The sequence below is a fragment of the Endoryza foliicola genome (assembly GCF_050589245.1).
GTDB classification, from domain to species: Bacteria; Bacteroidota; Bacteroidia; order Chitinophagales; family Chitinophagaceae; genus Endoryza; species Endoryza foliicola.
On record NZ_JBOBEW010000008.1, the window covers coordinates 228,545 to 249,213 of the forward strand.

Below are 20,669 nucleotides of genomic sequence, written 5' to 3' on the forward strand. Positions count from 1 at the left end.
AATAGTATTTGTCAACTTTGGTATGATGACTCAAAACATTACAGTAATCATACCTGCATTGAACGAGGAAAAAACAATTGCCTCTGTTATCAATCTTGCGTTACAATCTCCGAATGTAACCGAAGTCTTGGTAATTGATGATTGTTCAACTGATGCTACTGCAGCGATAGCAAGATCCTGTGGTGCTCGTGTTATTACCAGCAAACAAAGAGGCAAAGGAATATCAATGCAAGAAGGAATGGAATTCGCCTCCAATAATGTGTTGGTGTACTTGGATGCCGACATTGAAACTTACTCAGAAGACACAATCAAGAAATTGTGTGAGCCCATTCTTGAAGGTCGTTTTGATTTTGTGAAATCATATTTTCAACGTCAGGCCGGTCGCGTTACCGAATTGGTAGCGAAACCTTTACTGTCCATTCTATATCCGGGATTTCCTCAGTTCCAACAACCATTGAGTGGAATGATTGCCGGACGAAAGGAATACTTCGAGAAGTGCAATTTCGAAAATGGATATGGCGTAGACATTGGAATATTGATCGATATGTTTCATTTGAATGCGCGCATTTGTGAAGTGAATATTGGAAACATTGAAAACAGAATGCATCCCTTGGAAGCATTAGCCAAAATGAGCAAGGAAGTTGCAAAAACAATTATACAAAAAGTAAAAGACCAAACCCTTCACACTTATGAAAGCATCACTGAACTCGGTGGGCAAATGGGAAAATTGCTTCATTTAGATAGCGCATCTGCTAGGAAAATCGCGTTGTTTGATATGGACAATACTATATTGAGGGGAAGTTTTATTAGAACCGCCGCCTTCGAACTAGGGTTTGAAGACCAATTGGCAGAAGTAATGCATGCTAGTTCCAATCCCATGGTTCGAACAAAAAATATTGCCCGGCTCTTAAAAGGCTTTCACATTAATGAACTCATCACAGTTTTCGACAAAATGTCAATTACAGCTAACTTTGATTCACTGATGGTCGAACTAAAGCAAAAAGGCTACCTAACTGGAATCATAAGCGATAGCTATAGCTTTCTAACACATTTGCTTACCAAAAGATTTGGACTAGACCTGCATTTTGCCAATGATTTAGAGTTTAATGGCGGCATTTGTACCGGTGAAGTGAGAATTCCTTCTTACTTTTTTAAAGCTAGCGAAAAACAATGCACGCATGAATACTGCAAATCACATATACTTTCATGCCTAAAAGCAGAACATCAAATTACCTCAAAAAACATCATCATGATTGGTGATGGAGAAAACGATGAGTGTATAATAAAAAAAGTTGGATACGGTGTGTCATTCTGTTCAACTAGTGCTGAATTAGATAAAGAAGCGGATATGACTGTAAAAACACCCGACTTTAATCTCTTAAGGCGAATCTTCAAGTAATCGGTTGGGCATAGAATTTTCAATTTAGTACTAGCCATTTATCATTCTTTAATAGCATTTTAATTCTTGTCGCTGGCTTATGTTTGTACCTTGCTGCTATGGTTAGCGACAAGAACAACCATCTCATCATTCTCTCCAATCCCGATGATTTCATTAAAATGGGGAATTATTGTAAGAAACTTTTTTCTTTCAACTCCAACCTCTTTGTGCTCGTAAAATCTGTTCGCGAAAACACGATACATTCCATTTTCGATTGCCTCCATCAATTTTCTGAAAATGGCGGAAGTATTCAAGTAAAATTGGTTTCGAATGTGTACGAACACAAGTATATTAACTTTCTAGTAAATGAACTAAAGATTTCAAATGTCGTGTTCTTTGAATCGCAATCTTTCTTTCTAAATAAAATAATAGGGCAAGGTAAATTACTTAAACTAATAATAGCGCTTCAAGTTCCAATATTGTACATCGGTCATAAACATCAACTTAGAGATAGCTCGCTGCTCTTTCCTTATGATCATCCGTTTAAAATTGCATCAATTCTTACAGATAACAGTATTCAGTTCAAACATTCTCATATCCAAATATTCATTCCAGACACAAAAGTAGATCAACAATTCATTGATTTTTTGAATATCAAAAGTTTGATGGAAGATTTTAATCGTAGAAATGTTGAATTGTTTACGATTGCCTCAGAAGAAGAAACACAGCATCATATAATGAGAAGTATTGAAGAGAATGAACACTGTGTTGTATGCATCAATAAGAAAAAAAATTACTTCAAACAATTGTATCGAAATATGAGAGGCTTTTTGGCATCATCAACAGTTCCAAAAGCTGCTATACTATATTATCAATAAATAAATGGCCGGTTCTCCAAATGATCGTCCCTCCAGCCGTTTTAAAAGGAGAGCTTGGCCACCGACTTCAGTTTAGGCTCTAGGGGTTTTTAGAGTTGATTGATTAGGTACAATTCCGCTTGATTCTTCAAGCGGAATTTCTTTTTTAAGGCGTTAGGCTTTAGGTGTTAGGCTTTAGGCTTTAGGCGTTAGGCCTTGGGCTTTAGGCTCTAGGTGTTAGGCGTTAGGCTCTAGGTGGTGGCTGTCGGAATTTGTTTTTTAGTTGCGCACACTGAAGAAAAAAAAGTAGCAATGCACTTTGCGAATTCTTTGCGCGCTTGGCGCTCTTTGCGGTGAATGTATTAAACATCGAAGCTACCCAACTTAAAAACTAAACAACTTAAAACTCACTACTTAATAAGGTGCTTCCCCAACTCACCCGTACTCTTACAACACACTTGTTCCATCACTTGCTTCAATTGTGTTTTCAACATACCAATGGCGTGATTGCCGCCTTCATTGCCTAAAGCAGCAACACCGTACATAAAGGTTCTTCCTAAAAAAGTAAATTCAGCACCGGAGGCCAATGTGCGGGCAATATCCGGACCCGAGCGAACCCCGCTGTCCATCATGATCTTGATCTTGTTCTTATAATTGTTTACAATAGGCTCCATACTCTTAATGGCCGATTGACCGGCATCTACTTGACGTCCACCATGATTCGATACAATAATACCGTCTAATCCCAATTTGATCGCCATCTCCGTATCTTGTTCAGTTGCCACTCCTTTCAACACAATCTTTCCTTTCCACATATCTCTTATGGGTGCAATCTTCTCAGCATTCAATCGACCGGAAAATGTTTTGTTCATGAATTGTCCCAATTGCGACATGTTTAATCCTTTCGGCATATAGGGCTTTAGTGTAGCAAAATTGGGAGTTCCATGAATCAATGTTTTGATTGCCCAATTGGGTTTTCCCATTATCTGAAGAATGTTCTTAAGTGTCATTTTGGGAGGCATGGCCAATCCATTACGGATATCACGCGGACGGAATCCAAAAGATGGAACATCGCAAAGCAATACCAATACCGGATAGTTACAAGCTTGCAAGCGTTTGATGATATCATCTCTCAAATCATTCTCGGCAGGGTGATATAATTGATACCAGGCTTTTCCTTCTGTTATTTCAGCTATTCGTTCAATACTTGAAGTAGTAACCGTACTAAGGATAAATGGGATATTATGTGCATAAGCAGCTTTTGCTAAAATTTCGGGACTATTGGGCCAAATCAATCCTTGCAAACCCACCGGAGCCACTCCAAATGGGGCATCGTATACATGCCCGAAAAGCTCTGTTTTTAAATTAACTCCTTCGTAATTATTTAAATAGTATGGCGCGAGTTCAACCTCTCTCAATTCAGCAATGTTTTTGTGCAAATTCACATCTTCATTACAGCCCCCATCGAGGTACTCAAATGCAAAACGGGGAATGTTTCTTTTTGCTTTATTGCGAAGATCATCGATGGCCGGATAGTTGCTGTTATAGTCCCACTTTTGTGACATAGTTGTAGTTTAAATTGAAATCGGCTTTGTTTCAATCAAATGCTCAGGAATAGCCTCCTGATTCCAGTGCTGGTGCAATACCAAAGCTGCCCCTAAAGCCGATGCCTGAGCTACCGTTGCAGCATAAACGCTTTTTTCAGGATACTGCCGTTTTAGAAATTGCATGAAGAGCTGATTATGACTGAAACCGCCGTCAACAAAAATACAGTCTACCGGGCTGTTATGCAGTACTAAATCTGTACTTTTTTTCTGATGTTCTACTAAATTGAAGAGTAGCTGATGGTAAGCTTCTTCAAACGAATTACAGGCACGCCAATCGATCAAATGTAGACCGGAAGAGGTTTCTAGCCGTTCTTTAGAGTCTTCACCAAAACAGCTTTTTAAATTATTTAGATAGTTGGCATTGAAATTTATTGACTGATAGTCGTTTGCTCCGCGCTTGAAATGAGTATTAATGTGGGATAGCTGTTCTTCGTGGGCGGCACCTAAGAACAGGCGCGCTGCTTTCACGGCATTCCCATCAAAAGAAAGATACGCTAGTACGTCTTGTTTCAATTCTTCTTTTTTCAATACCGTTCTGTTAAAAGGGTTCAAGGAAATACTCCAAGTACCTGTAGAAATTAAAACAAAAGGCGTTTGAAAAGAGAACAAGTAGGGAATCAATGCGGCAGAACTATCGTGCAAGCCCACTCCTATTTTCATTTCTTCTCTTTCAAAAAAATTATTAGAAGGAACAATTGGGGGAAAGAGGTCGTCTAATTCTTCCTGCGAAACCCAATCGTGGTAGGAACGCTTTTCAAAATTCCACAACAAGGTATGGCATCCAATAGAAGTTAGTTCGCTAACGGGTAAACCGGTTAACACATAACTTAAATACTGGGGCAAATGCAAAGCTGTGTGAATGTCGTGAAAGAAATCAGGATGCTCATTCTTCAATCGCACCAATTGCAATCCTGAATTCAAGAGATCCAAAATGGGAGAAGCCGTTTCTTGTGCTATAGTAACCTCATCACCATATTTCCGGAAAAAGGTTTGATGGATGGAGGGGTTAAGTGGCTTTAGGTAATTGTAAAGCGGACCAATTTGTTTCCCTTCTTGATCTAAGTACACAAAACTTGCTCCATACCCCGAGAAATTAATAGCCTTAATGGAATATTCTGAGGAAGCTTTCAATCGCTTGGTTTCGGATCGAATCCAATTCGTGATTGCTTGTACATCGTCGCAAGGAAATCCATCTTCATCGAGCAATTCGGGAATACGAATGGAATGTTCGGCAATCACCTGATAGTGTTGGTTGAACAAGAGCCATTTCTTGTTGGTTTTGCCGATATCAAAAACGAGCACTGCTTCCATACTTACAATCCGCTGGCTTTGGAATTTCCACGATCCTTTATCAATTGTTGACGAACTTGCTGTTGTCTATAGAACTGCAAAGGCTGCAAAGCTGCGCCGTTCCGCAAGCGTGCTTCAGCAACCAAAGTCCGTACGTCTGTTCGAAAGGTGTTTTGTAAGATTTCTTGTGCAGCTACTACATCGTTGTTATCCTGTGCGGTATTTAATGCAGCTCTGTCTGTCAGCAATGCATGTGCATATGCTAGCATGATGGCTTCTACACTTTGCAGTAAATCTTCCAAAGGATCTTTTACGTTGTGACTGGCATCAATCATCCATCCTAAATCATGGTTATGATCCATTCCTCGGGCATCCATACCTTCTACCAATTCATTAAAAATTAAATAGAGTTGATAGGGTTTGATACTTCCTACTGTTAAATCATCATCACCGTATTTAGAGTCATTGAAATGAAAGCCAGCTAATTTCCCTTCCATCAATAATAAACTGACGATCTGTTCAATATTGGCATTGGGGAGGTGGTGACCTAAATCGACCAGCGTGTATGCTTGCGGACCCAGCTTATTCGCATAGAGTAAACTTTGTCCCCAGTCTCCCACCGTCATGGAATAAAAATTCGGTTCAAAGGCCTTGTATTCAACAAAGAGTTTCCAATCTGAAGGCAAGGCGGCATAAATGGCTTGCAAGCTCTCCAAAGTATTTTGAAATGCTTTTCTAAAATTAAGTTGGCCGGGAAAACAACTTCCATCACTGAGCCAAACCGTAATGGCTTTTGAACCAAGTTTAACCCCGTGATTGATTACTTCAATATTGTGATCAATGGCTTGTTGACGAACCGCTGTATTTACATGCTGCAAGGAACCGAACTTATAACTCAGTGGTTGACCGGGTTGATCTTGAAAGGTATTCGAGTTTACTGCATCAAATTTCAAGTTTAAGGATGCAGCTTTTTGTTGAATGGCTTCATAGTCGCTTGGAATGTCCCAGGGAATGTGAAGCGAAATGGCGCCACTTGCGCCGTTTAGCGCATGCAATAACCCTACATCCTCCATCTTATCTTCTAACGAAGCAGGCTCTCCGCTACCGGAAAAGCGACCAAAACGTGTACCACCGGTTCCCAATGCCCAGCTTGGAATAGCTACATTGAATTTTGCGAGATTTTGCACAATGGCCTCCGCATTTGGAATTTCATTTTTATAATAATTCCATTTCGCTTGGTGGCTTGCTAAGGCTTTCTCGTTGAAATGGTGGATCTGATTTTTATCTAGTATCATAGCAATCGTTGTTTATCGAAGGAAGGCGGCAGCCACTCCTCCATCTACATTTATAGCATTACCGGTTGACTTGCTCAACAATCCTCCTACAAAAGCAAAGCAGGCATTGGCAATATCTTCCGGATAAATAATTTCATTCAACAGAGTTCTTTTTGCATAATAGGCTGGCAATTCATCTACAGTAACACCATAAGCTTTCGCTCTACCTTCTGCCCAACCGCCGGCCCAAATATTGCTACCTGCAATCACTGCATCGGGGTTCACTACGTTCACCCGAATTTTGTCGGCACCGAGTTCAGCTGCGTTCAATCGCGACAGATGCAATTGTGCTGCTTTCGCTGATCCGTATCCGGCATTGTTTGGACCACTCACAAGTGCATTCTTACTTACAATATTTAATACATCGCCACCTTTTCCTTGCTTCTTCATGATGGTAACGGCAGCCTGTGTAATTAAGAATTGTCCTTTCACCAACACATCGTATAACAAATCCCAATCGGCCTCAGTATGCGCCTCAATTGTTTTTGAGATCGATAGCCCTGCGTTGTTCACTACTATATCGATTCCACCAAAAGCAAGATTGATAGCTGCATAAGCAGCACTGATAGTATCAAGTTTTGTAACATCTAAAACTACGCCAATGGAAGCGTCTTTCCCAAAGGCTTTCTGAAATTCGAGTTTGGCTTCCTCCAATCGATCTGCATTGTTATCACTCAACACTACACAAGCACCTTCTTCTGCAAATTTCTTGGCAATTGCTTTTCCAATGCCACCACCACTACCCGTTACTAGAGCAACTTTACCGGTAAGAGGTTTGGGTTTTGGCATGCGTTGCAATTTGGCTTCTTCTAATAACCAATATTCAATATTAAAAGCTTCCTGACGAGGTAAAGATGTGTAAGAAGAAATGGCTTCTGCACCTCGCATTACATTAATAGCATTGATATAAAACTCAGCTGCTACACGTGCTGTTTGTTTGTCTTTGGCGAAACTGAACATCCCAATGCCCGGATATAAGATAATAACCGGATTGGGATCACGCATGGCAGGACTGTTGTGATGCTTGCATGCATTGTAATAGTCGGCATACATCTTCCGATAGTCTTCAAACAGCGGTGCAATTTTTTGTTTTACGGCTTCAGTATCGCTTAAATCTTCATTAGTAGAAAGATTGAGTACTAGGGGAGAAATTTTAGTTCTCAAGAAATGATCGGGGCAGCTAGTGCCCATAGGGGCCAATCGATCCAGGTCATTTGAATTGATAAAATTGAGAACACGTTCATCGTCGGTGAAATGGCCCAACATTGAAGTATAAGAAGAACAGAACCCACGAAGGATGGGCGCTAGCGAAGCAGCCATTGCTTTTCTTTCTTCAGCCGGAGCCGATTGTATTTTAGCACCCCCGAAAGCTGTTTGACCCTTTTGCTTTGATTCAATGAATTCAGCACAAGCTTCAATTACTTCTAAGGTATTGATATAGCTTTCATAGGCTGTATCGCCCCAGGTAAACAAACCGTGAGAACCGAGCATGATACCACGAATACCCGGATTTTCATCCAAGCATTTTTTCAATTGCAATCCTAAATCGAAACCCGGACGTTGCCAAGGCACCCAGCCGATTTTTCCCTTAAAAAGTTCCTTGGTGATTTTTTCTCCATCCTTCGCAGCAGCAATTGCAATGGCTGCATCGGGATGTAAGTGATCGATGTGCTTAAAAGGAAGAAATCCGTGTAAAGGAGTATCGATAGAAGGCGCTTTGGAATCCAAATCGTAGATGCAATGATTGAACAGGGCCACCATTTCATCTTCAAATTCGATGCCACGGTAACGACCGTTTAAAGAACGAAGTCGATCAACGTACAATGCCGCCAATCCTGAACGCTTCATGGTTCCCAAATCGCCTCCGCTTCCTTTCACCCACATCACTTCCACTTTATTTCCTGTAAGTGGATCAATAGCCGTGGCTTTGCAGGATGTATTGCCTCCACCGTAATTGGTTAAACGAAGATCGGCGCCTAATAAGTTGGAGCGATATACCAATAAACCCACTTCGTCGCCGGCCAGCTTTGCCGCTTCTTCTTCGTTCCACAAATAGGAAACGTGCTTGAATGTTTTTTCTAAACTCATAAATGCTATTTTACCTTACTTCAATGAATTGCCGTATCCAACGATCAATACAGATGCAATGATGACAGCAATTCCCAGTATAATGGTTTGTGTTGTTTTTTTGCTCACGCCTTTCCATTCTTTCAAAACCAATCCCCACAAATTCGCGATCAAGATAATGAACGACATGTGGAGTATCCACGAACTGGCTCCATTGCCGAGTTTACTTTCTCCCATTCCATAGAAAAAGAACTGAAGAAACCAAGTAGTGCCCGCCAAGGCTGAGAAAATATAGTTCTTCAACAAAGGAGTAGACGACTTGGTGTAATCTCCAAAGCTTTTATTTCGGGCGTTCAAGATCATGCACCAGATAAAATTGGTAGTCAAGCCGCCCCATAGTACTACTACATACACCACATTGTTTTGGTACAAGAAATTCCCTTCATTCGGATGAGCGTTCATCCACAATTCATTTGCTACGTTGGCCATGGGTTTACCTGCTTCCAATCCAAAATTGAAACAGGCGCTCAATACACCCGATACTACTGAAACCAGAATTCCCAATCCAAATTTGTATTCGGAGTTGCTGGCATCTTTGGAACCGAGTTCTTTCTCCTTCATCATACCCGCTTTACCTGAAATGATGATACCAAGAATACCAATTAAGAGTCCGAATAAAACAGTTTTACCCCAGCCTGTATTGATAAGCAAAGAGAAGCTGTCTTTCCCTTCTGTTGGAACGAAATTGTAATAGATTGAGGGAATCAAAGAGCCAAAGACCATGCAGAGTCCGAGGATGATACTGCTTCCAAGGGAAACGCCGAGATAGCGCACACCAAGTCCGTAGGTAAGTCCGCCGATACCCCAAAGCAGTCCAAACAAATAGGTATACCCAATAACAGTGGCATCGGCTCCTTTGATAATTTCAACAAAGTTGGGGATGGTCAGATAGGCTGCGAGTGGAGGAACAATCAACCAAGAAAACAAGCCGCCTACTATCCAATACGATTCCCAGTTCCACCCTTTTACTTTTTTATAGGGCATGTAAAAGCTACCTGAAGCGAATCCGCCGATGAAATGAAAAAGAACTCCTAGAATGGCTTGCATCGTTAATCGTTTGTTGAATATAAATATAGGGAGAAAAGGGGGATGGGCTGTCATGGGGTGTCATGGGGGAATAATTAATAATTAATAAGTAATAATTAATAATGGAACAGCCGGGAAAACCAATTAAGAATTAAGAATTGAATAGCCGGGGGTATGGAGAAAGAACAAGGGGAAGAACAGGGGGTAGCAATTAATAATTAATAAGTAATAATTAATAATTAAACAGCCGAAAGCAGGCTGAAATTTACGGAGCAAAGCGGAGTAAATTTTAGTCCCATGAGGAACGATACGGGACAGGCGAAGCCGTTGCGGGAAACGAGGAAAGACAAAACCACGGGGGCTCAGAGGCACGGGGATTCGCTGCGAGCTTGTCCTGAGCAGGCCGAAGGCCTAGTCGAAGGATCGCTGCGATCGCTGCGCCGCTGCGGTGAAAATTAGGATGGATGAGGGAGGATAGAGGACGGAGGAAATAAAAAGATATTGCCAGCACTGCGCTGCTTGGGTAAAAGAAGAACCAATACTCTGCGACTCCTTCGCGGCCTCTGCGCTCTCTGCGGTGAATCAATTAATCATCAAAGTCACTCAAAACTTACTACTTTCTCCCCTTACAAACTATCTTTACCCCATGTCTGATTTCAACATCTACCAATACATCCGAATCGATGACCAATCGATCACACCCAAATATTTGCAATTAAGCAATGCCATCATTGAAGCGATCTCAAATAGAACACTAACGAAAGATTACTTACTACCTTCAATCAACGACTTGAGTTATGAACTTGATGTATCAAGAGATACAGCAGAGAAAGCTTACCGACATCTGAAACAACTGGGCATTATTGGATCCGTGCCGGGAAAGGGTTACTATATCACGAAAACTGATTACCAGCAACGCATAAAAATTCTGCTGCTTTTCAATAAACTAAGCGCACATAAAAAATTGATCTACGATGCATTTGCGGCTATGTTGGGAGAAAATGTAGTGATCGACTTTTACATCTATAACAACGATTTTACCTTATTCAAAAAACTTATAGAACAAAAAAAAGATGGTTATACACATTATGTGATCATCCCACATTTCCTAGAGGGTGGAGAAGAGGTTGCCTCATTATTGGATCAACTAAAATCAGGGAAACTCATCATACTCGACAAACAGGTTCCGGGCGTAAAACAAGAACACAGTGCGATCTATGAGAATTTCGCCGGAGATATCTACAAAGCCTTGCATCAATTGCTAGATCGATTGAGCAAATACCAAACACTTAAGATCATCTTTCCTTCATACACTTATTTTCCGAATGAAATATTGCAAGGCTTTCAGCGCTTCTGTACCGACTTTGCTTTCAATTACAAAACTATTTCAGTAATTGAAGAAGAAGAAATAGAAAAAGGCGCGGTGTACATTAATTTAATGGAAGACGACTTGGTGGTGCTTCTTGGGAAAATTAAACAAACTTCCATGATAGTTGGAAAAGATGTAGGCATTATTTCTTACAACGAAACGCCCTGGAAAGAATTTATACTGAATGGCATTACAACCATTTCAACCGATTTTAAGGCTATGGGAGAAATGGCAGCGGCGATGGTGTTGGCAGAAGAGAACCATTCGGCGGAAGTGCCCTTTCATGTGAGGGAGCGGGAGAGTTTGTGAGAGTAGTTATAAGTTTTGAGTTTTACGCAGCTTCGCTGCTTGGGGTGCTCACCGCAGCGCAGAGATGTCGCGAAGGGTTTTTGAAACCACAGATAACTCAGATTCTAAATATAGATACCACAGATTAGAGTTCGTTATTCGTAGTGTATGACAGAATACTCAGCCCCTAATTTGTGTAAATCTGTTTTAATTTGTGCGAATCCGTGGTCAAAAAAATATTCACCGCAAACATAGGATTGCGCAGAGAGCGCGAAGGAATCGCAAAGGGCAATAGGAGCCACTTTGAATCAACAGTAACATCATTTTATAGATGATTGTTGTAAGATCTCTTTATTTTGAAATCCTAGCCTTAAATTGCGAATACTAAAACCAATACTAGCACTAGAATCAGTTTTTCTATGAACGATAAACAACACAAAGAAGGCTTTCAAATAGAACGATTGGCATTCTTTAGCGATGCCATATTTGCCATTGCCTCACCTTATTAATTATAGAAGTAAAAGTTCCTGTTATTTCACATTCAGAAGTGACTGAGGAAGCGCTTCGCAAGGGATTAGACGAACTTATCCCAAAATTCATTGGATTTATTGTAAGTTTTATTGTAGTAGGAATGTATTGGTTTTCGCATCACCGACTCTTCTACTATGTTGATCACTTTCATTCAAAACTATTGTGGGCAAACTTGCTCTTCCTAATGCCCATCGCTGTAATGCCCTTCTCTTCTGCCTTTCTAAGCGAGTATTATATTGATGGAATCAGTACTCCAATGATTTTTTATACAACAAACATTGTGATCACAGGAGTTTTTAGCTTTCGACTTTGGTCAATTGTAGCAAACAAAAAGAACCATATTTCAAATTCACTTAGTAAACCAATGGCGAATTACAATAAAACGAGGGCACTAATAATACCGGGAATATTTGTATTGTTGGTATTTGTAGGGATGCTCAACAGTTGGCTGTCTTACTTTATTCTGCCCATCGCGCCACCCTTAGCTACATTCTTCATCAAACGCTATTACAAAAAGCACCATCCTGAACTTGAAATAAAATAGAAGAGGGTATTAGCCCTCCTCTATAAAGGATACTACCGAATAATCAGCGAACGTTTTCGCAAAGCATTTCATCGCCGCTGTTACCGGTGTATACCAGCCTAGATGCGCCATAACTGTTACCGCCGGAATAAGGTTGCTCTATCAAAAGATACTGAGGTAGTAAATAGCATTTACCATCATTGCCCTTGTAGGCCAATTTTGCCGTTTTATGTCTGGAAAGAATGGCCCCTGTTGCCGTGTTTTTATTGATCGTCCAGTCGGCTTGTGTTAGTACCACCTTCAAAGCCTGTCCCTTGTATTCGGCACCGTATTTTGCATTGAACTGATCCATTACAAATTTTTCCAGAGCAGCATCCTTCATTACCGGAGCCGGAAGTTTTCTAGTCTTTATCTTTTCGGCATTGTTCTTTTCCGCTCCTGCTTTCATGTCTTTAATAGATCCATTCTTTGCTACCACTTCAGAGATCACTTTCAGTTGATCGGCAAAAGACGCTTCCTCAGGAAATACTGCCACTGCGGCTTCCCAGTATAACTGATGGTATTTTGCATCATAGTAATACACTTCTGCACTTTCAGCATTGGTTCCTTTTTGTTTGTTCAATTCCAAATTGGTGATGGCTTGATTGGTCATGTATACCTGTTTGCCAATAATGGTTTTGGCGCGTTTGATATCACGATCTGCCGCCTTTCCATTCAGAGCTTGATAATCTGTTAAGTATTTTTTGTAGTTATTAAAAACGAATTCAATTGTAGGGAGTTCCCGCTGCGTAATGCTGATATTTGTTTCTTCAAATAGTTTGCGTAAAAGCTTATCGGCTTTAATGGCTTTTTGAGTCGGGTTTAGATTGCTAAAGTCTTCCGGCTTATCAGCAGGCGTTGAAGCTAGTTTCGCTTTCCACTTGTTGATTTCAGCCTGCATTTTATCGGTACTGTACGATGGATCCTTCTTCTTTACTTCGGCCATTTTGGATTCCATCACTGCGAGGGTTTCTGCTATTTTACCTGTTCTTTGAATGCCCATGGCATTGGTCCAAAAAGAACGCACTTCAGGCTTTGCGGGACCTTCGTATACAAAATCCTGTGCGTGCAAGCGCGATACAATAAGTAGCATCAATAAGGGAAGGATGAGATTTTTCATGTCTGTTTTTATTCAAAACTATCATTGTAGTTGTATTGAATGTGTGGCTATTGATGACTGTATAGATGTATTTCATATCTGCCTGCCGGATCTACAAAGAACCCATCTTGCAGTTATCAATCAAAACTCATCAGTTATGAAACGGCTTTGGGATTTCATTCCGCTCCTATTAATTTTAATTCCAATATGCACCTGATTGCGATCCATTCGAAATGGTATACTTTGGTTGATAACTCAATGAAAGAACTGGGGCGTATTGTTTATACCGATGATTCGCTTACGAATGCCGCTATTAGAACTTCCATTGTAATGGAAATTGCATGTATTGAACACGGACATTGGGAAATTAGAGATGAAGCGAAAAAGGTTCGGGGGTCAATAAAAATTCATCGAACCAATGCAATGAGAATCAAACAAACCGGTCAACGCAAACCCTATCTCTTTCAAAAAACAAGCGGCTGGAATACTCGCTTTGAAGTAATGGGCGCCGAAAACGAAGAATTAGTGGGCTATGTACCGAGAATAAACTGGGAAACACAAACGCACGATCTGATCCTGCACCTGAACGAAGATTTTGCTGCCATATGCCAACCCTTGCTTATCTTACAGGGATTGCATTGCACTTTAGTAGCGCTGAGTATGATGAATGGGGGAAAAGTACCGATTCAATTAAACGTTTAATACATTTATAAACATGCGCTTTTTTTGCCTATTCCTTGCATTGTGCTTTTTGGGAACGATGGAAGTACAATCCCAAAATTGCAACTGCTCGATAATTTCAAACGATCAACTGAAATTGCTTGTTGCATTAAACGATACTATCGGCATTAAACGCGCAGTAAATGATCTGGAGAAGCAAACTTCTTTTCCCTGTACTTTTCAAAAATGGAATCTGAGCATCCAATTTTATATTTCGAAGAAACAACTGAATCAAGCCGATAGTTTGATAAAAACAAGCGAACAACAAATTCCCAAAAAAGATTGTAGTGATAACTATCAGTTAATTGTTCTTCTAAACAAAGCCCGTTATTATAAAGCCGCTCTCAATTACGAGGAATTATCTGATCAATCGTTCAAAGCGTTGGCACTTGCTGAAAAACTAAAAGACACTCGTAGTATACTGGCAGCCTATCAGTTGATTGTACATTTGTTTACACGACAAAGTGAAGACGAAAAGAATTGGCTCTATGTTCAAAAAGCCGCAGCTTTGATTCGGAATGAAAACGATCCAAAATACAAAGCTGAGGATCTGAATTGGCTTGCTTTTGAATACGAAAAGAAATACACCCTCACCGAAAACATTAAATTACTTGATACCGCCATTGCTTACTCACTCGAAGCAAAACAGCTTGCAATAAAAAAGCAGAACTATGCTGAAATAGTACGTTGCTTCAGAATACAAGAAGCCAATGCTTATCATAGAGGAAGACTTTTGGAAGCAATAAAATTCATTGATTCTGCAATCGACTATGCAAAAGCTTCTCCCCTACGTATCAACCCCGCTTCGCTCTACTTTTCAAAGGCTTGGGATTATATGGACCTGAAAAAGTTCGAAGAAGCGCAACTGTGGCAAGATTCGAGTTTGTATTATGCTGAAAAGATCGAAGGTAGAAGTCCCGCCACCATGAGCCTTTATGGGGAAGCAGCCAAGCTGTACGAGGCTGCAGGAAATATCAACAAAGCTTATAGCACTTATAAGCAATATGGAAAAATGAAGGACAGTCTTTTCAACCTACAGCGCACTGAAAAGATCAATGAACTTGAACAGAAATACGAGAAAACGAAAAACGAAGCTACTATTAAGGAATTGGCGCAGCAGAAGCAGCTCTATTTACTACTAGCAATCGCAGGAATTCTGTTAGCATTATCGATCGCCTTCTATTTGCGTCAGCAACAATTGAAACACAAACAGAATATATTAGAAACGGAGCAACGCTTGAACCGTGCCCGTATGAATCCACATTTCTTTTTCAACGCACTCAGTTCCTTACAAAAGTTTGCATTACAAGAACAAGACCCGATGACCTTAGCAAGCAATCTTTCTAAGTTCAGTCATATCATGCGCGAAACCTTGGAAAGCACTTACAAAGAATATCTAACCGTAGAGCAAGAGATCGACTTCTTGAATGAATACTTGGAATTGCAAAAAATACGGTTCCCAAAAACCTTTGGATATAGCGTAAGTGCATCTAATGATCTAGATATTGAAACCCTTCTTCTTCCTTCAATGATTATTCAGCCATTTGTAGAAAATAGCATTGAGCACGGCTTTGTAGGCATCAACTATCCGGGAGAGATTTCAATCTCTTTCAAAGAGGAAAAGAATGAACTTTGTATTACTATTTATGACAATGGCAAGGGCCTATTGGAAAGCGGGAAAGTACATTCGGAACATATCAGTCGTGCCAGTCAAATCATAAAAGATCGGATCTACTTACTGAATATTAAACTAAAGACGAAAGCGCGGTTTAACTTAGAGAACCATCCATCAGGAACCGGGGTATTGGTTACTATTTACCTGCCCATTCTAACCAAATCTGAAAACCAAGTTACCAACGCATGAAAATCCTAATCATCGATAATGAACAAAGCGTTCGCGAAACCTTAAAAGAGATGGTGCTGCGTTGGCCTGCAGTAAAAGCGGCAGTGGTTGAGGCAGATGGTGTAGAAACAGGTTTGCAAGCCATCGCTCAATTTCAGCCAAACATTGTGTTATTAGATGTAGAGATGAACGATGGGAATGGCTTTGATCTCCTCAAAAAATTGGGTTGGTTCGAGTTTCAATTGATCTTTACCACGGCGCACAATCAATACGCATTGCCAGCTATCAAATACAGTGCACTCGATTATTTATTAAAACCTGTTGACCCTGTTGAATTGTATCAATCCTTACAAAAAGCGCAACATAAAATAGAACAATCGGTATTGCAGCAACAATTACAAGTATTGATGAAACAATTCAATCAGCAAGCAGATCAGGCGAAACAAATTGTGTTGAAGGATATAGACAAAACCTATTTCATCAATGTAGAAGATATTTTGTATTGCGAAGCGGAGGGATCGTATACTAAGTTTTACATCAGCAATAGCGAACCCATTTTTGTTTCGAAGAATTTGAGGAGTTACGAAGAAATGCTTGCTCCTTCCGGATTTATTAGAACGCATCACTCTTGTTTGGTCAATCCTAGAAAAATCAAGATCTACGATCGTAAAACAGATTGTGGAACTTTGATTTTAGAGGGTGGTTATACCATTCCTGTTTCACAGCGAAAACGAGAGTTTGTGTTGCAGTATTTGGAGCGGAAGGGGGAGTGAGTGGTGAGTTGTAAGTTATGAGTTGTTAAGTTTTTGAGTTGGGAGTTGGGGATTAGGCTTTAGGTGTTAGGCTTTAGGTTTTAGGCTTTTTCACCGCAGCGGCGCAGCGAACGCAGCGATAACGCAGCGCTGGCAGTCACTCTTTCTTTCCCCCCTCCTCGTCTCCTCATATCCTCATTCCTGTTTTCGGCTGTTCCATTATTAACTATTAATTCTTAATTATTAATTACCCACCCTTGTTCTTTTTTGTCTTTCCTCGCTCCTCGTCTCCTCTTATCCTCGTTCCTGTTTTCGGCTGTTCCATTCTTAATTCTTAATTAACCCCCTCGCCTACCAATCCCCTTCCATCACTTATCAATCGGCCCACATAAAACCCTGTAGGAGTGAGTTATTTACATTCCAAATCTAATATATCATGAAAAAAACAATCGTCGTATCGATGATAGGGCTAGCTGCTTTAATCATCACCAGTTGTAAAAAAGACAGTACCGTACCCGTTGACCCTACACCGGTTGACTTAACGCCGAAGATCACATCGATCAGTCCAACAGAGGGACGATTCGACAGTATTCTAACCATTACCGGTAAGAACCTGAGTATTAGTGGTGCTACAGAAGTAAAAATTGCGGGCGTGAGTACCACCTTGGTATCGGCCAACGATTCCATTGTACGCGTGAAAATTCCCTCACTTCTTGTAAGTGGAGGAGGAACAGTAGATCTCACAACCAGTAAAGGAAGCGTAACAGGACCCAGCTTCAAGTACCTGCCGGATGTTTATGTAATTGGTACGGAAAGAAACGCTCAGTCAATTGACGCTCCACTCATTTGGCGGAATGGAACCGCTATTGCTATTAACACAACAAGTACAGAAGTTGGATTAACATCAATTGCCTTAAGTGGTTCTGATGTGTATGTATCCGGCAATGAACTCCAAACCAATGGCATTCAATTACCACGCATTTGGAGAAATCAATCTTTACTGTCACTTTCGAACTCGGGTAACCTAGGAGACTATGTTCAAGGGATCTACGTAAACGGAAGTACTGTATACGCAAGTGGAAATGCAAATACTCCAACTAATATGAGAGCAATTATGTGGTCGAACGGTACACCAAGTTCATTAACTTCTGCCACCAATAACTCTTATTGCTACAATGCAGTAGGATCAGGCAGTGAAGTATATATTGTTGGATATGATGTAAGCAGTCAAACCGTTTCACCTTGCTATTGGAAAAATGGCACGAGAACAAACCTTTCGGGTCAGGGTAGTTTCGGAGAAGCTAACAATGGTATTATTGTTGGAACTGATGTGTACTTTAGTGGCTACACCATTGCAAACGGCGTGAACATTCCATGCTATTGGAAAAACGGCGTAAGAACTGATTTGCCTTACGATGCGAATACAGGTGGAGCCATCGCAGTTGGAATAACAGTGAATGGAACCGATGTTTATATAGGAGGCTACAAGTACCTGCCAAGTGGAAACACTGTGCCGGTGTATTGGAAAAATGGTACACTTTACAATGGTAGCAACAGCACCAACTTTTCAAGAGCAACGGAAATTGCCGTATGCGGAACCGATGTATACCTATCGGGATATGAATCTTTAGGAAACTATACCGCTGCAATGGTATGGAAAAACGGAGTAGCTATTCGACAAAGTGCGGTTGGAAGACATGCTTTTGCGAATGACTTTGCTATTAGATAATAAGTAGAATGAAGAAAAGGTGAATTAAACATCTTCTCTTTCCTTTTTTCACCACAGAAAACATTTAAATCAAGTTTTGAGTTATTGAGTTATTAAGTTATTAAGTTCGGCGCAACTTCGTTGATTAAAACGTTCACCGCAGAGATAGCAAAGAACGCAGTGGATTCGCAAACTGTCCGTCTTCATCTTATTTTCTTACCACAGATCACATTTAGATTAGAAACTGCATTGCAAACATCACGATTAACAATGCAGTTTCTAATCTGTGTGAATCAGTAAAAATTTGTTTATCCGTGGTGAGAATTAATAATGAATAAAGTAACCGCTGACGAGATCAAGAAAGAGCAGGGGGAGGAACTGGGGGCGCTGCAGTAAAAAACAATTGCAAAAGAAAAAACCTTAGTGACTTCTTCGCGATCTCGGCGCTCTCTGCGGTGAACCCCAAGCAGCGAAGCTGCGCAAAACTCAATAACTCAAAACTTACAACTTATAACTTCCCTCACTATTTCCCATAAACGCTCTTCAAATACACATCCAAGCTCAACGGCTTTCTTCCCAACAACTTCTCTAGAGTTGGATCTACTTCTTCGAAGTGGTGATGTTTAGTAGCATCAGCGAACCCGTAGGTTACACCAATATACATATCAGGCACACCGGCTGCTTTCAAAGCCGCAAAGAAAGTGGGCTGATCAGGACTAATATATGGCACTGTTTTTCCGTAAATATCAGAAAGGATCGAAGCTACATCAGCATAAGAATACAAGGTAGAACCTGTGATTGGATACGTTTTGTTCTCATGTCCGGCAGTAGTAAGTACGTTTGCCAATGCTTCTGCAATGTCTTCACGAACCACATACGCAACCTTTCCTTCACCTGCCGGGATGAATACGCCTGTTGTGGCGGGATCTTGTCCAAGGAACATAGGTAACACATCTGCATACAAACCATTTCTGAAGAAGGTATAAGTAATACCACTTTCTTTGATATAATCTTCAGTAGCAAAGTGCTGTCCCATGAATTCAGCGATCGCTGATTTCTGATAGTTTTTCATGGTCACCCCAGTATAGATGATGTGTTTTACGCCTGCCTTTTTCGCAGCATCTACGGCACGTTTGTGTTGTCCCAAGCGATCACTGAAATCGCTGGAAGAAATCAACAACAAGGTATCTACTCCTTGAAATGCTTTTTCCAAGGATTCACTGTTATGATAATCGCCGACACGAACATCCACACCTTGTTCTTTCAATTTACTTGCTTTTGCAGCGTCTCTTGCGAGTACTGCAATTTCAGAAACGGGGATTTTTTTGAGCAAAAAGCTCACCACTGCGCCACCTAGTTGCCCGGTAGCACCTGTAACCAATAACATACAATAAAATTTAAAATGAATGATTAAAATATGAGCAGCTTAGCCTATCATGATTCGGCGAGCAGCTGCGACAAAACTTGCTTGAAATTATTTTTAGGTTGAGCGCCACTAAAGGCGTATTCTCTATTTACTACGAATGTGGGAACACCTTGTATCCCGAAAACTTGTGCCTCTTCAATATCCTTGCAAACTTCCCTTGAAAATTGATCAGACTGAAGCACTTGTACTACTTCTTCTGCCTCTAACCCTATCGACTTCGCAATCAACACCAAGTCATCACTATTATTCAGGTTCTTTCCTTCTTCAAATACAGCTTTAAAAAAGCTTCCTTTCAAGGCTGAAGAAAGTCCTTTTGTGGCTGCAAAATGAATCAGTCGATGGGCGTCAAAACTATCGGCCCAAACCATGATATCGGTATTGAAGTTCAATCCGGATTGTGCAGCCGATGCCGACACTTGTTGGTTCAATTCTCGGGCACGTTCGGGAGTGATCCGCAAATGTTTCGCTAATGATTGATTGGCGGTTTCTCCCGGAACTTGCTTATAGCCGGGCTTTAGTTGATAGCTCTTCCATTCCAGTTCAATTTTATCGGACACTCCCAGTTCTTCGATGGCCGCTTCCAAATTGGTTTTACCGATATAACAATAGGGACAAAACACATCCGACCAAATCTCCATTTTTATCTTTTCCATAAACATCATCATTTAAAAACGAATTGCATTTCCGTTTTTCAGAATACAAATTTCAGCTATTTAACTATACTTTTGTAATGGATTACCCTTTAGTAACTA

16 protein-coding genes are annotated in these 20,669 nt (G+C 40.6%); 8 read left to right on the plus strand and 8 right to left on the minus strand.

Annotation, left to right across the window (positions count from 1 at the left end):
* The first annotated feature begins 22 nt into the window (after positions 1-22).
* Both ACQ2HE_RS17705 and ACQ2HE_RS17710 read left to right on the plus strand, forming a co-directional pair.
* Positions 23-1,399, plus strand: a complete 1,377-nt coding sequence (locus tag ACQ2HE_RS17705; RefSeq protein WP_430902482.1) for an HAD-IB family phosphatase — start codon at positions 23-25, stop codon at positions 1,397-1,399.
* Between the two features lie 98 nt (positions 1,400-1,497).
* Positions 1,498-2,256, plus strand: a complete 759-nt coding sequence (locus tag ACQ2HE_RS17710; protein WP_430900833.1) for a hypothetical protein — start codon at positions 1,498-1,500, stop codon at positions 2,254-2,256.
* Between the two features lie 389 nt (positions 2,257-2,645).
* On the opposite strand, the gene ACQ2HE_RS17715 is transcribed toward ACQ2HE_RS17710, so the two are convergent.
* From ACQ2HE_RS17715 to rhaT, 5 genes are read right to left on the minus strand one after another with little or no spacing between them, the layout of a single operon-like run.
* Positions 2,646-3,800 (minus strand): alpha-hydroxy acid oxidase, encoded by a 1,155-nt coding sequence (locus tag ACQ2HE_RS17715; RefSeq protein ID WP_430900831.1) that lies wholly within the window; start codon positions 3,798-3,800, stop codon positions 2,646-2,648.
* Positions 3,801-3,809: 9 nt separating this feature from the next.
* A complete protein-coding gene (locus ACQ2HE_RS17720; protein WP_430900829.1) occupies positions 3,810-5,153 on the minus strand; it encodes an FGGY-family carbohydrate kinase in 1,344 nt (447 codons plus the stop codon).
* A 2-nt stretch (positions 5,154-5,155) separates the two neighbouring features.
* Complete coding sequence (locus tag ACQ2HE_RS17725) at positions 5,156-6,427, minus strand: sugar isomerase (protein ID WP_430900827.1); 1,272 nt, start codon at positions 6,425-6,427, stop codon at positions 5,156-5,158.
* Positions 6,428-6,439: 12 nt separating this feature from the next.
* Entirely contained in the window at positions 6,440-8,554 is a 2,115-nt protein-coding gene (locus ACQ2HE_RS17730; protein WP_430900825.1) for a bifunctional aldolase/short-chain dehydrogenase, read from the minus strand.
* Between the two features lie 15 nt (positions 8,555-8,569).
* Positions 8,570-9,640 carry an L-rhamnose/proton symporter RhaT gene (rhaT, locus tag ACQ2HE_RS17735; RefSeq protein ID WP_430900823.1) on the minus strand — a complete coding sequence of 357 codons (1,071 nt, stop codon included), beginning with the start codon at positions 9,638-9,640 and terminating at the stop codon, positions 8,570-8,572.
* Between the two features lie 625 nt (positions 9,641-10,265).
* Between rhaT and ACQ2HE_RS17740 the strand changes: the two genes are divergently transcribed.
* Both ACQ2HE_RS17740 and ACQ2HE_RS17745 read left to right on the plus strand, forming a co-directional pair.
* A complete protein-coding gene (locus tag ACQ2HE_RS17740; protein WP_430900821.1) occupies positions 10,266-11,297 on the plus strand; it encodes a GntR family transcriptional regulator in 1,032 nt (343 codons plus the stop codon).
* Between the two features lie 526 nt (positions 11,298-11,823).
* Positions 11,824-12,351 (plus strand): TMEM175 family protein, encoded by a 528-nt coding sequence (locus tag ACQ2HE_RS17745; protein WP_430900819.1) that lies wholly within the window; start codon positions 11,824-11,826, stop codon positions 12,349-12,351.
* A gap of 43 nt (positions 12,352-12,394) precedes the next feature.
* Here ACQ2HE_RS17745 and ACQ2HE_RS17750 read toward each other — a convergent pair whose 3' ends face one another.
* A complete protein-coding gene (locus tag ACQ2HE_RS17750; protein ID WP_430900817.1) occupies positions 12,395-13,489 on the minus strand; it encodes a hypothetical protein in 1,095 nt (364 codons plus the stop codon).
* A 186-nt stretch (positions 13,490-13,675) separates the two neighbouring features.
* On the opposite strand from ACQ2HE_RS17750, the gene ACQ2HE_RS17755 reads away from it, so the two are divergent.
* From ACQ2HE_RS17755 to ACQ2HE_RS17770, 4 genes are all read left to right on the plus strand, one after another.
* The gene (locus tag ACQ2HE_RS17755; protein WP_430900815.1) at positions 13,676-14,170 is read left to right on the plus strand and encodes a hypothetical protein; all 495 of its coding nucleotides are present in this window, start codon (positions 13,676-13,678) and stop codon (positions 14,168-14,170) included.
* Positions 14,171-14,285: 115 nt separating this feature from the next.
* Positions 14,286-16,052 carry a sensor histidine kinase gene (locus tag ACQ2HE_RS17760; RefSeq protein ID WP_430900813.1) on the plus strand — a complete coding sequence of 589 codons (1,767 nt, stop codon included), beginning with the start codon at positions 14,286-14,288 and terminating at the stop codon, positions 16,050-16,052.
* Complete coding sequence (locus tag ACQ2HE_RS17765; protein ID WP_430900811.1) at positions 16,049-16,804, plus strand: LytR/AlgR family response regulator transcription factor; 756 nt, start codon at positions 16,049-16,051, stop codon at positions 16,802-16,804. Before ACQ2HE_RS17760 ends, ACQ2HE_RS17765 begins: the two co-directional genes overlap by 4 nt.
* A 415-nt stretch (positions 16,805-17,219) precedes the next feature.
* The gene (locus ACQ2HE_RS17770) at positions 17,220-18,512 is read left to right on the plus strand and encodes an IPT/TIG domain-containing protein (protein ID WP_430900809.1); all 1,293 of its coding nucleotides are present in this window, start codon (positions 17,220-17,222) and stop codon (positions 18,510-18,512) included.
* A 502-nt stretch (positions 18,513-19,014) separates the two neighbouring features.
* On the opposite strand, the gene ACQ2HE_RS17775 is transcribed toward ACQ2HE_RS17770, so the two are convergent.
* Positions 19,015-19,878 carry an SDR family oxidoreductase gene (locus ACQ2HE_RS17775; RefSeq protein WP_430900807.1) on the minus strand — a complete coding sequence of 288 codons (864 nt, stop codon included), beginning with the start codon at positions 19,876-19,878 and terminating at the stop codon, positions 19,015-19,017.
* Between the two features lie 47 nt (positions 19,879-19,925).
* The gene (locus tag ACQ2HE_RS17780) at positions 19,926-20,570 is read right to left on the minus strand and encodes a DsbA family oxidoreductase (protein WP_430900805.1); all 645 of its coding nucleotides are present in this window, start codon (positions 20,568-20,570) and stop codon (positions 19,926-19,928) included.
* Positions 20,571-20,669 lie beyond the last annotated feature (99 nt).

Excerpts from the sequence above, each read along its gene's own strand:
- ACQ2HE_RS17730 (WP_430900825.1), bottom strand. The coding sequence starts at position 8,554 with ATGAGTTTAGAAAAAACATTCAAGCACGTTTCCTATTTGTGGAACGAA.
- rhaT (WP_430900823.1), bottom strand. The coding sequence starts at position 9,640 with ATGCAAGCCATTCTAGGAGTTCTTTTTCATTTCATCGGCGGATTCGCT.
- ACQ2HE_RS17725 (WP_430900827.1), bottom strand. The coding sequence starts at position 6,427 with ATGATACTAGATAAAAATCAGATCCACCATTTCAACGAGAAAGCCTTA.
- ACQ2HE_RS17755 (WP_430900815.1), top strand. The coding sequence starts at position 13,676 with ATGCACCTGATTGCGATCCATTCGAAATGGTATACTTTGGTTGATAAC.
- ACQ2HE_RS17770 (WP_430900809.1), top strand. The coding sequence starts at position 17,220 with ATGAAAAAAACAATCGTCGTATCGATGATAGGGCTAGCTGCTTTAATC.
- ACQ2HE_RS17775 (WP_430900807.1), bottom strand. The coding sequence starts at position 19,878 with ATGTTATTGGTTACAGGTGCTACCGGGCAACTAGGTGGCGCAGTGGTG.
- ACQ2HE_RS17705 (WP_430902482.1), top strand. The coding sequence starts at position 23 with ATGATGACTCAAAACATTACAGTAATCATACCTGCATTGAACGAGGAA.
- ACQ2HE_RS17780 (WP_430900805.1), bottom strand. The coding sequence starts at position 20,570 with ATGGAAAAGATAAAAATGGAGATTTGGTCGGATGTGTTTTGTCCCTAT.
- ACQ2HE_RS17765 (WP_430900811.1), top strand. The coding sequence starts at position 16,049 with ATGAAAATCCTAATCATCGATAATGAACAAAGCGTTCGCGAAACCTTA.
- ACQ2HE_RS17715 (WP_430900831.1), bottom strand. The coding sequence starts at position 3,800 with ATGTCACAAAAGTGGGACTATAACAGCAACTATCCGGCCATCGATGAT.
- ACQ2HE_RS17750 (WP_430900817.1), bottom strand. The coding sequence starts at position 13,489 with ATGAAAAATCTCATCCTTCCCTTATTGATGCTACTTATTGTATCGCGC.
- ACQ2HE_RS17710 (WP_430900833.1), top strand. The coding sequence starts at position 1,498 with ATGGTTAGCGACAAGAACAACCATCTCATCATTCTCTCCAATCCCGAT.
- ACQ2HE_RS17720 (WP_430900829.1), bottom strand. The coding sequence starts at position 5,153 with ATGGAAGCAGTGCTCGTTTTTGATATCGGCAAAACCAACAAGAAATGG.
- ACQ2HE_RS17740 (WP_430900821.1), top strand. The coding sequence starts at position 10,266 with ATGTCTGATTTCAACATCTACCAATACATCCGAATCGATGACCAATCG.